Source organism: Oceanospirillum multiglobuliferum, assembly GCF_900167095.1.
Taxonomy (GTDB): Bacteria; Pseudomonadota; Gammaproteobacteria; order Pseudomonadales; family Halomonadaceae; genus Oceanospirillum; species Oceanospirillum multiglobuliferum.
This window is the reverse complement of sequence record NZ_FUXG01000001.1, coordinates 13,983-26,667: the sequence shown is the minus strand read 5'-3', so window position 1 is coordinate 26,667 and position 12,685 is coordinate 13,983. Positions and strand designations below refer to the sequence as shown.

Below are 12,685 nucleotides of genomic sequence, written 5' to 3'. Positions count from 1 at the left end.
TGAATTGAGGCCTAAAGAAAAGCGGCTGTACAAGACAGCCGTTTTATAGGAGTTTAGTGCTCGCGGGTGGCTCTGAACAGAACTTCTGGGAAACGTTCTTGTGCCAGTGATAAATTAACACGGCTAGGAGCAAGATAAGTCAATAAACCGCCGCCATCAACGCCTAAGTTATCTGCATTTTTACGTTTGAATTCGTCTAGCTTTTTAGGATCATTGCATTCAACCCAACGTGCTGTCTGCACGTTAACAGGCTCATACATACACTCAACTTTGTATTCATCACGTAGTCGGAAAACTACCACTTCAAACTGAAGCTGGCCGACAGCGCCTAAGATCATGTCATTATTATTCATTGGCATAAACAACTGCACCGCACCTTCTTCTGAAAGCTGTTGTAAGCCTTTCAGTAGCTGTTTGGCCTTAAGAGGATCTTTGGTGCGTACACGACGGAACATTTCAGGGGCAAAGTGTGGAATCCCTGTGAACTTTAATAACTCACCTTCGGTAAAGGTGTCGCCGATCTGGATCGTACCGTGGTTATGTAAGCCAATAATATCGCCAGACCAAGCTTCCTCGACGTTCTCGCGATCGCCTGCGAGAAAGGTAACCGCATCAGCAATTTTGACATCTTTACCTAAGCGTACGTGCTTCATTTTCATGCCTCGGCTATAACTGCCCGAGCACACCCGCATAAAGGCAATACGGTCACGGTGTTTAGGATCCATATTAGCTTGGATCTTAAATACGAAACCTGAGAAAGCTTCTTCATTGGCTTCGACCATACGGGTTTCAGTTTTTCGTGCGATAGGTGAGGGAGCCCACTCTACGAAATCATTCAACATCTCACGCACACCAAAGTTGGCTAGCGCAGTACCAAAAAACACAGGTGTCATTTTGCCTGCGACAAAGGCTTCAGAGTCAAATACATGAGTTGCACCCCGTACTAACTCCATTTCATCTACAAAATCATCGTATAGATAACCTAACAATTCACGTGCTTCAGGGTTATCTAACCCTTGGATACGAATATCATCTTGTAAAGTATGACCTTTGCCAGGCACAAAAACATGAATGGTGTCGGTGTAAAGGTTATAAACCCCTTTAAAGTCTTTACCCATACCGATTGGCCAGTTGATAGGTGCCGCGGCAATTTTAAGTACGGACTCAATCTCATCAAGCAGTTCAATTGGATCACGAATATCACGATCCATTTTGTTCACAAATGAGAAAATGGGTGTGTCACGCAGGCGGCAAACGTCCATCAGCTTAATAGTTCGATCTTCAACACCCTTAGCGCCGTCAACCACCATCAACGCAGAGTCAACTGCTGTTAGGGTGCGGTAAGTGTCTTCAGAGAAATCCTCGTGACCGGGAGTGTCAAGAAGGTTCACCATACGGCCATTGTAGGGAAACTGCATCACAGAAGAAGTGATCGAAATCCCACGCTCTTGCTCCATGCTCATCCAGTCAGATGTGGCGTGACGATCACCTTTCTTACCTTTTACCGAGCCTGCGGTTTGAATCAAATTACCCAGCAGTAACAGTTTTTCAGTAATGGTAGTTTTACCCGCATCAGGGTGCGAAATAATAGCAAAAGTCCTACGGCGCGAGACTTCTTGCTGAATAGCCGTGTTTGACATCAATTAAAATCTTCTAGTTTATGCAAAGAGGGGACAGATTTAGCGGCTTGTTAAGCCAATCTCAACCTGTAAATATTCAAAGATAATTGGCGGCTATTTTCGCTGATCTGATGCGGATTAACAATCAATGATGATCTGATGTGGCAATTTGGGTCGCACGTTGATCGGGCGTATTGATAAGAGTAGAGAGCATTACGATGGAGAAAAGATTAGAGAGACGACTACTCGTCTCTCTTGGGGCATAACATCTGCGTCTATTGGCCCAGAATTTTGGTCAGGGCTTTTTGGGCGCAAGCCGCATCAATATGACCGCCGGGTGCGCCACCAACCCCGATGCCTGCAACGCGAATCTGATTAATAACCACCGGTAAACCGCCCTCTAACAACAATAAATTAGGGTTCATATCGCGTAGGCCTGCCAGCGCAGGTTTGTCGGTGACCAGTTGGGCCAGTTTACCTGTTGCCTGTCCCATGCTAGCAGAGGTGAATGCTTTGCGCTGGCTGCTGGTGATGGTGTGAGGCCCCGCCATCTCATGACGGGCAAAGGCGAGAAGATTACCCGACCGATCAACAACGGCTGCGCTAGTGGCAAAACCTTCGGCACGACACTCGGCAACGGTGGTCTGCACTAATGCTGTTGCAGTGTCTGATGTTAATAGGCTGGTACTGGTTGTGGTTGCCGCCATGACAGCGCCAGAGAACAGCATGGCCAATCCTGATGAGAATAAAGAAAGAGTGTTAAATGTGCGCATATGTTTGTCCTATCAAAGTGTAAGCTGAGTCAGCTGTCACCAACTTAGCAGAGCGCAGCTTACCTTAACCTTTCTAAAGTATTACAAATTGGTAATGTTCGCGGCTTTGCCTAGGGCTAGTGGGAAGGCACTGCTATGATGAGTACAACTAAAGCGTAGCGGATATAAGGGGATTAACTTGAACTTACTGGTTGTAGAGGATGACGTTACGATTGCTCAGTTTATCTGCAACGGGTTTAAAGCATTAGGTTTTACGGTTAGCCATGTGAGTGATGGTTATGATGCGCTGAACCTTATGGTTGAGACGCCTTTTGATGTTGCGATAGTGGATTTAATGCTCCCCAGCTTAGATGGCTTAAGTTTAATTCGAAGCTTGCGTGAGCGAGGCTACGCCCTTCCTATTTTGATCTTAAGTGCGCGCCATACCGTCAATGATCGTGTACAAGGGCTAGAAACCGGAAGCGATGACTACTTAGTGAAGCCTTTTTCCTTTGTGGAGTTACAGGCTCGCGTGCAAGCGCTATTAAGACGTCGTCAGCAACAAGTACCTGAAGCTACAGTCTTGCAGCTGGCTGATCTGAGTTTGGATCTGCTCAGTAAAAAGGTGACGCGACAAGGGCAGACTGTGGTTTTACAACCAAGAGAGTTTGCACTTTTAGAGTATCTGCTGAGGCATCAAGGCAAAGTGCTGTCTAAAACCATGATTCTAGAACAGGTCTGGGACTACCAATTTGATCCACAAACCAATGTCGTGGATGTACTGGTATGTCGGTTACGCGCTAAGCTGGACAAGGCATTTACACCTAAGCTGCTGCATACGCTAAGAGGGGTGGGTTACGTACTAAGGGTTGAGCCTAGCGAAAGGGCGACTCATGATCACTAAAACACAGCACACATCCGGCTACCTTAACTTTTATCTGGGTGCGCTGCTGCTCTTCAGTTATCTCTTCTTTGCGGCCTTGGCAGACTTTTTTCTTTATCAGTCATTAGTGGGACAAGACCGTCATTTAATCGAGGCACGGCTCAATAATTATCAACGTATCTTGACACATGCAGGGGCTGATAAGCTTGTTGAGGTTATTGAGCAAGAGCAGTTGGTTGATGCGTTGTGGTTGGTCGAGTTGAAACATAACCGCCAAGTGCAGTTCAGTAATCAAAGTTTAGAGGAAGCCGATGGGGTCAAGCGACTAGTCAACCCACAATGGCCAATTCTAGAGACATCAGGCAAGCGCTGGTTTGTGCAAGAGACATCATTAAGGGCTGGGGAGAAAGCATGGCAACTGACGCTAGGTCTGAGCAGTTTGCCAAGGCAACAGCAGCAAGAGGGTTATCGGTGGGCTATTGTACTGACGTTGCTACCCCTGTATCTAATTAGCCTATTGTTGCTGTATTGGTTGAATTACCGAACCTTAAGACCGATACGTGATTTGATTGACACCGTTGCACGTATCCAGTCGGGGCAGCATTTATCTGAGCGAGTACCTGAGCGCGCTCAACATACTGAGCTAGATCGATTAGTGCAGCAGACTAACCGTTTTCTAGCTAACAATGAACGTTTGATTCAAGGCATGAAGGCGACGTTGGATAATGTAGCTCACGATCTGAGAACGCCTTTAGCACGCCAGCGCTTACGCATTGAACAACTCCTGCTAACTCCCAGTATACAAGCGCAAGCTGACCTTTATGACAATGTGGCTGATTTGATTGAGGACACTGAGCGCATTGAGCAGATGCTGACAACACTGATGGATATTTCTGAGGCAGAGTCGGGGTTGATGACGCTTCATCTCACCGTATTTGAGGTAAAGCCGTTACTGGAGCAGTTGCTTGAGCTCTATGAGTTTGTGGCAGAAGAGACACAAATAACACTGTCCTTAGATTGTGAGGGTGGTACAACACTGAGAGCTGATCAGAATCGTTTAAGGCAAGTGCTGAGCAACTTACTGGATAATGCGATCAAGTACAGTCCTGAAAAGGGGCAAGTAAAGCTGTGGGTTGAAGTTACCGCTCAGCAGCTATGGGTTCATGTTGATGACAGCGGTCAAGGTGTTGCTGAGCAAGATCTGCCTTTTATTTTTGATCGCTTATACCGTGCCGATATCAGTCGTACAACAAAAGGTTTAGGGCTGGGTTTGAGTTTGGTCAAAGCCGTGGTTGAGGCGCATCAAGGGCAAGTTCAAGTGCATAACTTGCAGCCGAACGGCTGTCGGTTCAGCTTAGGCTTGCCCTTAAGCTTAGGCTAATGTTCGGTTGAGAAATGCTGTAAAAAGTCAGGGTCTAAGGCCGATAAAATCTTACCGACTTTATGCAGCGTCTCTTGATACTCTGCGTCTGCTTCTGAGTCATACACAATGCCACCACCGCCCCAGCAGTAAAGTTGATTGCTGGCTTTTGGATCGGTTGATTGTGTATGCAGTAAAGTGCGAATGGTAATGTTACTGTCCATCTGCTGGAAAAAATCCAGATATAGCACCGAGCCACAGTAAATAGTACGTCTCTGTGGCTCTAGTTCATCAATGATCTCCATTGCACGAATCTTGGGTGCGCCTGTGATGGAGCCGCCGGGAAAACTGGCGGCCAATAGGTCGAGTGCATCTTTATCCGCATCAAGCGTGCCGACAATAGTGCTGACAAGATGGTGAACATTGGCATAGCTTTCTAAGGCGAATAGTGCGGGTACTTTAACGGAGCCTGATTGGCAAACACGGCTTAGATCATTTCGCAACAGATCCACAATCATCAGATTTTCTGCGCGATTCTTTAAGCTGGCTTGTAGTTCCTCTGCCAACTGTAGATCTAACTCAGGGTTAGTTGATCGAGGGGCTGTACCTTTTATCGGTTTGGTTTCAACTTGTTGCTGTTGTAGCTTGATAAAACGCTCGGGTGACACGCTCAAAATTTGTTGCTGACCAAAGTCCAGATAAGCGCTAAAAGGGGCTGGGGTTGCTGAGCGAATAGCCAAATAAGCTTGCCAACTGTCTCCGCTGCATTGAGCCTTAAAGCGCTGTGAGAAGTTGATCTGATAACAGTCTCCCGCCTTAATGTATTCAATAATACGAGCAAACTGTGCCCGATACTCCGCCTTGCTCATATTGGCATAGAACGGGGTCTGCAGCTTGAAGGTCTGTTCAGAGTTGATCTTATTTGGCTGTTGCAGATGTAACAGCTGTTGTGGGTGTTCATCAGCAGGGGCAACTAAATAACTACACTTTTCTTGATGGTCGCAAATAATGGCCCAAGTGTAGATTCCACCGAGTAGTTTGGGTAACTCAATATCAGCTTGTGCTTGCTTGGGCAGCTGCTCCAGCTCTCGCCCAAAATCGTAACTTATATAGCCAATAAAGCCCCCGTAAAAGGGTAGCTCGATCTCAGTATCGGCTTCTTCGGGCTGATAGGCCTTTAGGTGGGTGCGCAACACCTCCAGTGAGGTACTGGTTGCGAGTGTTTGGCTATTAATTACCTCCACTGGATCGGCAGAAATAATGTCATATCGACCTGATGGGCTAAGTGGCTGCCCGCTGTCCAGTAATACAGGCAGTGCCCGATGCTGAACTTTGGAAAAATAGTCAGTGCCATTGAGATAAGGTAGGCAGGTAATCAATAGTTTAGACATAACCGCTACAGCGCCAGAAAAAAACAGCGTATTTTAACCGCTTAATGGCTGCTGGCTATTGGTTTTTTTATGTAGGGGCTTATATCAGCTATTTTAGCTGTGGAAAGTATCTGTAAGCACTTGTGGGCTAGAGCCTTTCGACCTAGCCCACAATTGAATGTGAGAGGCGAGAGTTATTTCACCCTATCAAAATCAGAGGCGCTATGACGTTCTCGTAACTGCTCAAATGTTTCTCCCCAAGTGCGGTTAACAATACGACCACGTTGTACAGCTGGGCGCTGATCTATAGTTTTTGCCCAGCGTACCACATGCTGATATGAGGTAACGTCTAAAAACTCTGCGGCTTCGTATAGACGACCCAACACTAACCCGCCATGCCAAGACCAAACCAGCATATCTGCGATGCTGTACTCTTCGCCTGCTAAATAAGTGTTGTGGGCTAAATGTTGGTCTAATACATCCAGCTGGCGCTTGATCTCCATAGCGAAGCGATTGATAGGGTATTCAAATTTTTCAGGGGCATAGGCATAGAAATGACCAAAACCACCACCAAGAATAGGCGCGGTACCCATCTGCCAGAATGCCCAGTTTAAACACTCGGTGCGTGCGCGGGCTTCTTTTGGGATAAAGGCACCAAACTTCTCGGCGAGATAAAGCAAAATGGCACCGGATTCAAACACGCGCTGCGGTGGGTTAATGCTATGATCCATCAGGGCTGGAATTTTTGAGTTGGGGTTGATCTCAACAAAACCAGAACTAAATTGATCTCCTTCCATAATGTCGATCAACCAAGCATCATACTCTGCTTCTTGAATACCTAGCGCCAGCAACTCCTCTAGCATGATGGTCACTTTGATACCATTGGGTGTTGCCATTGAGTATAACTGTAGAGGATGAGTGCCTACAGGCAATGCTTTCTCATGGGTTGCACCTGCTGTCGGACGGTTAATATTGGCAAACTTGCCGCCATTACCAGGTTGCCATTGCCAAACCTTAGGTGGCGTGTAAGTTGAGTCAGTCATAGAAGTTCCTTTTGTTTAAGCCAGTGCCAGTGCGTCTAGAGTTGGGTAGTCGTTATAGCCTGCGTATCCTTGAGTATAGAAGGTCTTGGGGTCTGCCTGATTTAACTCGGCACCCTCTTTAATGCGATGGGGCAAATCTGGATTAGCAAGGAAAGGCACGCCAAAGGCCACCGCATCGGCGATGCCATCTGCAACCACCTGCTGTGCTTCCTGCGGGCTGTAGCCCATATTTACAATCAAATTGCCCTTGTAGTGCTCACGGGTTGGCGTGATCACATCTAGCGGCTCTGCGCCCATAAAGTTAGCCCGCATCAGGTGCAGATAAGCAAGATCATAGCCGCTCAGTTTTTCAGACAGCCAGGTCATCAGACCAACCGGATCACTGTCGCTCATGCTGTTAAAGGTATTCAGTGGTGACAGACGCACACCGACACGATCCGAACCCCAGACCTTGCTCACGGCTTCAATCACTTCCAGCAACAAACGGGCGCGGTTTTCAAGGGAACCGCCATAAGGGCCTTCACGGTGGTTAGCACCATCACGTAGGAACTCATCCAGCAGGTAGCCGTTAGCACCATGAATTTCAACACCGTCAAAACCCGCGCGTTTGGCATTTTCTGCAGCCTTGGCAAAACCTTCGATAATGGCCGGAATTTCAGCATCGTCCAACGCGCGAGGAACGGTATAGCTCTGCTTACCCTCTGGCGTATGGATGTCGCTATTGGTAATTGCAATAGCGCTAGGCGCTACGGGTTGCTTACCTTCGTTCAGAGCAGGGTGACAAGCACGACCACCGTGCCAAATCTGCAGGAAAATTTTGCCGTCTTTCGCATGAACGGCATCAGTCACCTTTTTCCAGCCTTCAACCTGAGCCTCGGAATAGATACCCGGCTCACGCCAGAATGCTGAGTTACCTTCCATCGCCATAGTGGCTTCGGCAATCAGCAGACCACCGGAGGCACGCTGCGCATAGTGCTCCGTAATCAGATCGGTTGGCACATGGTTTTCATCGGCACGGCAGCGGGTGAGTGGCGCCATAAGGATACGGTTTTTAATTTCAACTGCGCCCAGTGTTAACGGGGTAAAAAGATCTGTCATGTTGATTCCTAAAGTTGATTGATTCAGTAAGTTATTTGAGCAGATTGTTACGAAAGTTAGGATTTAAAGCTCAAACAGACAAAATACAGGCGGAATAATTAATCAATTTTCAGCAATATATAGACGGTGCTGCTGCCCAACCTCTCCGTAACAAAATATATTTGCTTTATTTACTACGGCTTAGGTTCAGCGGTCTGTATTGGCTAACGATTTTTTTGCTGAGGGTTTGATTAATAGTTGTGACCACTGAACTGCCAGAACACTGACCAGCACAGTAATTAGTCCTATTAGGGCAGTGCCTTCAATACGTTCACCCAAAAATATCCAACCTAAAGCAATGGCCGATAGAGGGCTGAGTAGACCTAGCGCAGAAACGGCAACAGGCGGTAGTTGCTGTATGCCTTTAAACCACAGGGCATATGCGAGTAGAGTGCCGACTAATGTTAGGTAACTATAACCTGCGATGTGTATGTGAGTCAGCCTAGGTATCGCTGGGTCAATCAGTAGGGAGAAAGGTAATAACATCATCCCCCCCAAAGCCAGTTGCCAACCTGTAAAGGCCAGCAAAGGTATACTTAACGCTGTTGCTGAAGAGGTATTTTGACGGTGCTTGGAAAAATACATGCCTAAGGCCATGCTAATTGCGCCGACCAAGGCGGCAATAATGCCAATAGTGTCCCATTGCATAGCAGTATGCTGGTCTAGCTTGGGGGATAGTAGTAGAAGTGTCATACCTGTGATTGACAGTATTGATGCGAGTAAACTTAACCAGTTTGGGCGCTCTCCTTGCATGAGCCATACAAGCCCTAAAGTAATAAGTGGCTGTACAGCACCAATAACTGCGGCTAGTCCACCAGATAAGCGATAAGCTGCAATAAAAAGCAATGCTTGGAAACAGCCTATATTCAGTGCCGATAAAGCGATGAGCTTGGGCCATTCATGTCTTTTTGGTATATAGCGGCTAATTAATATTAGCAATAGACCAGCTGGTAAACACCGAATTGTAGCGGCAGTGAAAGGGGAATCAGCTGGTAATATCTCGCTGGTTACAATGTAGGTTGTTCCCCATATGGCAGGTGCTAGGGCAGTCATTAGAATGGTTAGTAAGACTGACATAAGTATGCTCGACAAATTGGATGGTTAAATTTATCTTGATATAAAGATAAATTGAGTTTGGCACGAGACTATCTTGATATCAAGGTAAAATATGATGAAAGAATTAAAATCTGAAGATGCAGTAGATCGAATTTTGACGCAGTGGCGTAAGGAAAAACCTGAGTTTGACCTTTCAGCAATGGAAGTACTTGGCAGATTAAAGCGTTGCTCTGCGTTACTGACACCTAAGCTAGAGCAGGTGTTTTCTGATAATGGTCTAAATTTTTGGGAGTTTGATGTGTTGGCGACATTGAGGCGATCTGGCGTACCCTACTGCTTAACACCAACCGAGCTTTTTTCAACACTGATGGTAACGTCTGGCACCATGACTCATCGTATGACTCAGTTAGAAAAAAAGGGATGGATTGAACGAGTCAGTAATGAGCAAGATGCACGTAGTAAGCTCGTTTGCTTAAGTGCGAGTGGCTTAGCGCTAATTGATCAAGTGTTGGAGCCTCATGTTGAAAATGGCTTGAACCTGTTGTCTGGGTTAAGCCCAGAAGAGCATCGGGCACTTAATATTGGTTTGAAGGCTCTTCTTGGTCAGCTTGAATCCTAAGTCAATGTTAACCTTAAGATTGATGCTCTGTTTAAATTTGGCACAATACCGTCTCTTGATAAAACCGCTAAACTGTCAACAATTTTGGTTTTATCTATTCTAAGTCAGTTTTGAGGGCGTTATGGCCGAGCATTATAGTTGTCAGACTGGGTTGATCACCCATGCGGGTTATCAGTTGTTTTATCGCCGTTATCGAAATTTACATCACCCCAATGGACGTAAAATGCTGATGCTACATGGTGCTGGTGTAGATGGCGCTTTGACTTGGGAGCCCACACTGCATCGACTACATAGCTGGGGTGAGTTATTAGTGCCTGATTTGCGTGGCATGGGGGAAAGTCATCCGGTTTCAGGTATAGAGCAACCTTTCTTGATTGATGAGGTGGTGGCTGATGTGTGTGCTTTGCTCGATCATTTGGCGTGGTTTGAAATGGATTTGGCGGGTTACTCTTTTGGCGGTTTGGTGGCGATGCTATTAAAGCAACAACGCCCGTCTGCTTTTCAGCACACTTACCTATTAGAGCCTGCTTTTATGGAGCGCTTGGATCCGCAAGAGATGGTGCAAGTGCGAGAGTCTTACTCTGAGGCGGCCAAGATGATGCGTGAAGTGGAACCCTGCACCTTGGGTATTACGCAGTTTTTAGACTTGATCTCCCCGCGTCGCTCTAAATCAGCCCGTGTGGAGCAGGCAACCGTACATCGTCTGCAAAAGCGCGTGTTGGGCTTATCTTATGCCTTAGATGCGGTTACTGAGGCGGTGCAACGTTTAGAGCGAGCGCCTATTTTAGCCGCGCAAACTCAAGTGCATAGTTTTGTGGGCAATAAAAGCTTGTTGTCCATGCAGCAGTGCCATCAAACGCAAGCTCAGGTAAAAGAAGATTGGCATTATCATGAGGTGATAGGCGCTGATCACTCGCTTCCTTTCCAAAAGCCTTCTCGTGTGGCAGAGGTGATGGAGAAATCGCTACTCTAATCTTTTGATTTGATAGCAGATAGTCGACAATCTATTCAGTGTGACTGATCAGTTGCGCTTCTGCTATTCTCCTATCTGATTGATTAATAATAGAAAATATAAAAGCTTCAGCTTTTATCACACCCTTTTGTCATGGATTGTTGACAAATAATACTTTGGTTCAGGTTGACGATAGAATGTTGATTGTCTACAGTTCATCGCATCTAGATAAATTGTCGACAATTATTAAGAAGAACACTTGGCCATGTCAGACGTTCAATATGTATACGATGAGGGTGAGTCTCGTACCTTGGCGGATCGTGTGTTTGAACAGATTCAAACCGCCATTGTAAAAGGTGATATTGCACCCGGCAGTAAAATTACTGAGCCAGATTTGGCAAAGAAATATGGTATCAGTCGCGGGCCATTGAGAGAGGCTATTCGTCGCTTAGAAGGTCGTCGATTGATCAAACGTGTTGCTCATGTAGGTGCACGAGTAGTATCGCTCTCATTTGAAGAGTTGCTGGATATTTACTATGTACGTGAGGCGATGGAAGGTATGGCCTGTCGCTTGGCTGCACGTAACATGACTATCGAAGAAATCGCAAGTTTAAGAGAGTTGCTGGCGCGTCATGAACAAGCGTCAGAGCTGAAAGAAGGTGTTGCATACTATCAAAAAGAAGGGGACTTGGATTTCCATTTCCGCATCGTTTTAGGTAGTAAAAATGAGAAGTTGACCGAGCTGCTGTGCGGCGAACTGTATCACTTGGTGCGTATGTATCGGTATCAGTTCAGCGCTTCAAGCTCTCGTCCAAAAAGAGCGTTTGCCGAGCACCATCGCATAGTGGATGCCATTGAACAGCGGGACGAAGAGCTGGCGGAGATGTTAATGCGTCGCCACATCAGTGCGTCACGAAAAAATGTAGAACAACGTCTGCTCGAATCCAAAGCAGAACAACCCTAGAAGGAAAGACCCAATGACTAATAAACTGACAGCGGGTGGCCGTTTCCGTAAGGCCCTACAAGAAAACCAACCTCTACAAATCGTTGGAACTGTCAATGCTTACTCAGCAATGATGGCGCAGCGCGTTGGTCATCAGGCAATTTATCTGTCTGGTGGCGGCGTGGCGAATGCTTCTTATGGCCTGCCGGATCTGGGCATGACTTCTATGAATGATGTTCTGGAAGATGTGCGTCGCATTACCAGTGCAGTGGAAACACCGCTGTTGGTTGATATCGATACGGGTTGGGGTGGTGCGTTCAATATCAACCGTGCTGTTAAAGAGATGATCAAAGCAGGTGCTGCTGCGGTACACCTAGAAGATCAAGTGGCGCAGAAACGTTGTGGTCACCGTCCAAATAAAGAGATCGTGTCTCTGCAAGAGATGGTGGATCGCGTGAAAGCTGCGGTTGATGCGAAAACTGACGATGATTTCTTCATCATCGCCCGTACTGATGCGTTCCAAATGGAAGGTTTGAATGCAGCGGTTGAGCGTGCACAAGCTTGTTTAGAAGCGGGTGCAGACGGCATCTTTGCTGAAGCTGTACATACACTAGATGATTACAAAGCCTTCTCAACCGGTATTAAAGGTGCACATCTACTAGCCAATATCACTGAGTTCGGTGCAACGCCACTGTTCAATAAAGTTGAGCTGGCTGAGAACGGTGCGACTATGGTGTTGTACCCACTGTCTGCATTCCGTGCTATGAACAAAGCAGCTTTGAATGTTTATCAGCATCTTCTAGATGATGGTGATCAGAAAGCGGTAATCGACACCATGCAAACACGTATGGAACTGTACGATTTCTTGAACTACCACGACTTCGAGCAAAAGCTAGATGCGCTGTTTGCTGAAGGTAAAAATAAGTAATTCTGATCTCAGAAATTAAAACA

General features: G+C 46.6%; 12 protein-coding genes. 6 read left to right on the top strand and 6 right to left on the bottom strand.

The annotated features are described in order from the left end of the window. Positions 1 to 53: 53 nt before the first annotated feature. Together B5D26_RS00115 and B5D26_RS00110 are read right to left on the bottom strand one after the other, a co-directional pair. Positions 54 to 1,640 carry a peptide chain release factor 3 gene (locus B5D26_RS00115; RefSeq protein WP_078743663.1) on the bottom strand — a complete coding sequence of 529 codons (1,587 nt, stop codon included), beginning with the start codon at positions 1,638 to 1,640 and terminating at the stop codon, positions 54 to 56. A 254-nt stretch (positions 1,641 to 1,894) separates the two neighbouring features. Then, complete coding sequence (locus tag B5D26_RS00110; protein ID WP_078743662.1) at positions 1,895 to 2,392, bottom strand: GlcG/HbpS family heme-binding protein; 498 nt, start codon at positions 2,390 to 2,392, stop codon at positions 1,895 to 1,897. Positions 2,393 to 2,570: 178 nt separating this feature from the next. On the opposite strand from B5D26_RS00110, the gene B5D26_RS00105 reads away from it, so the two are divergent. Together B5D26_RS00105 and B5D26_RS00100 are read left to right on the top strand one after the other, a co-directional pair. Then, complete coding sequence (locus B5D26_RS00105) at positions 2,571 to 3,275, top strand: response regulator transcription factor (RefSeq protein ID WP_078743661.1); 705 nt, start codon at positions 2,571 to 2,573, stop codon at positions 3,273 to 3,275. Continuing rightward, positions 3,265 to 4,635 carry a sensor histidine kinase gene (locus tag B5D26_RS00100; protein ID WP_078743660.1) on the top strand — a complete coding sequence of 457 codons (1,371 nt, stop codon included), beginning with the start codon at positions 3,265 to 3,267 and terminating at the stop codon, positions 4,633 to 4,635. The genes B5D26_RS00105 and B5D26_RS00100 overlap by 11 nt, the downstream gene beginning before the upstream one ends. Here B5D26_RS00100 and pabB read toward each other — a convergent pair. From pabB to B5D26_RS00080, 4 genes are all read right to left on the bottom strand, one after another. After that, a complete protein-coding gene (pabB, locus tag B5D26_RS00095) occupies positions 4,632 to 6,005 on the bottom strand; it encodes an aminodeoxychorismate synthase component I (protein WP_078743659.1) in 1,374 nt (457 codons plus the stop codon). The genes B5D26_RS00100 and pabB overlap by 4 nt on opposite strands. A gap of 173 nt (positions 6,006 to 6,178) precedes the next feature. Beyond that, a complete protein-coding gene (gene yghU, locus B5D26_RS00090) occupies positions 6,179 to 7,027 on the bottom strand; it encodes a glutathione-dependent disulfide-bond oxidoreductase (RefSeq protein ID WP_078743658.1) in 849 nt (282 codons plus the stop codon). A gap of 15 nt (positions 7,028 to 7,042) precedes the next feature. Next, positions 7,043 to 8,125: an alkene reductase gene (locus B5D26_RS00085; protein WP_078743657.1), complete on the bottom strand. Its 1,083-nt coding sequence runs from the start codon at positions 8,123 to 8,125 to the stop codon at positions 7,043 to 7,045. A 186-nt stretch (positions 8,126 to 8,311) separates the two neighbouring features. Then, positions 8,312 to 9,217 carry a DMT family transporter gene (locus B5D26_RS00080; RefSeq protein ID WP_234985142.1) on the bottom strand — a complete coding sequence of 302 codons (906 nt, stop codon included), beginning with the start codon at positions 9,215 to 9,217 and terminating at the stop codon, positions 8,312 to 8,314. 115 nt (positions 9,218 to 9,332) lie between these two features. Here B5D26_RS00080 and B5D26_RS00075 point away from each other — a divergent pair, with 115 nt between their 5' ends. The 4 genes from B5D26_RS00075 (at position 9,333) to prpB (ending at position 12,662) form a co-directional block, all read left to right on the top strand. After that, on the top strand, positions 9,333 to 9,839 hold the full coding sequence (locus B5D26_RS00075) for a MarR family winged helix-turn-helix transcriptional regulator (protein ID WP_327196234.1): 507 nt from the start codon (positions 9,333 to 9,335) through the stop codon (positions 9,837 to 9,839). Between the two features lie 121 nt (positions 9,840 to 9,960). Next, the gene (locus B5D26_RS00070; protein ID WP_078743654.1) at positions 9,961 to 10,812 is read left to right on the top strand and encodes an alpha/beta hydrolase; all 852 of its coding nucleotides are present in this window, start codon (positions 9,961 to 9,963) and stop codon (positions 10,810 to 10,812) included. 244 nt (positions 10,813 to 11,056) lie between these two features. Next, the gene (locus tag B5D26_RS00065; RefSeq protein WP_078743653.1) at positions 11,057 to 11,755 is read left to right on the top strand and encodes a GntR family transcriptional regulator; all 699 of its coding nucleotides are present in this window, start codon (positions 11,057 to 11,059) and stop codon (positions 11,753 to 11,755) included. Between the two features lie 13 nt (positions 11,756 to 11,768). After that, entirely contained in the window at positions 11,769 to 12,662 is an 894-nt protein-coding gene (gene prpB, locus B5D26_RS00060) for a methylisocitrate lyase (protein WP_078743652.1), read from the top strand. Positions 12,663 to 12,685 lie beyond the last annotated feature (23 nt).

What these genes read in the sequence shown, in the direction of transcription:
- B5D26_RS00100 (WP_078743660.1), top strand. Translation starts at nt 3,265, where the DNA reads ATGATCACTAAAACACAGCACACATCCGGCTACCTTAACTTTTATCTG.
- B5D26_RS00075 (WP_327196234.1), top strand. Translation starts at nt 9,333, where the DNA reads ATGATGAAAGAATTAAAATCTGAAGATGCAGTAGATCGAATTTTGACG.
- prpB (WP_078743652.1), top strand. Translation starts at nt 11,769, where the DNA reads ATGACTAATAAACTGACAGCGGGTGGCCGTTTCCGTAAGGCCCTACAA.
- B5D26_RS00065 (WP_078743653.1), top strand. Translation starts at nt 11,057, where the DNA reads ATGTCAGACGTTCAATATGTATACGATGAGGGTGAGTCTCGTACCTTG.
- B5D26_RS00115 (WP_078743663.1), bottom strand. Translation starts at nt 1,640, where the DNA reads ATGTCAAACACGGCTATTCAGCAAGAAGTCTCGCGCCGTAGGACTTTT.
- B5D26_RS00080 (WP_234985142.1), bottom strand. Translation starts at nt 9,217, where the DNA reads ATGACTGCCCTAGCACCTGCCATATGGGGAACAACCTACATTGTAACC.
- B5D26_RS00070 (WP_078743654.1), top strand. Translation starts at nt 9,961, where the DNA reads ATGGCCGAGCATTATAGTTGTCAGACTGGGTTGATCACCCATGCGGGT.
- pabB (WP_078743659.1), bottom strand. Translation starts at nt 6,005, where the DNA reads ATGTCTAAACTATTGATTACCTGCCTACCTTATCTCAATGGCACTGAC.
- B5D26_RS00110 (WP_078743662.1), bottom strand. Translation starts at nt 2,392, where the DNA reads ATGCGCACATTTAACACTCTTTCTTTATTCTCATCAGGATTGGCCATG.
- B5D26_RS00085 (WP_078743657.1), bottom strand. Translation starts at nt 8,125, where the DNA reads ATGACAGATCTTTTTACCCCGTTAACACTGGGCGCAGTTGAAATTAAA.
- yghU (WP_078743658.1), bottom strand. Translation starts at nt 7,027, where the DNA reads ATGACTGACTCAACTTACACGCCACCTAAGGTTTGGCAATGGCAACCT.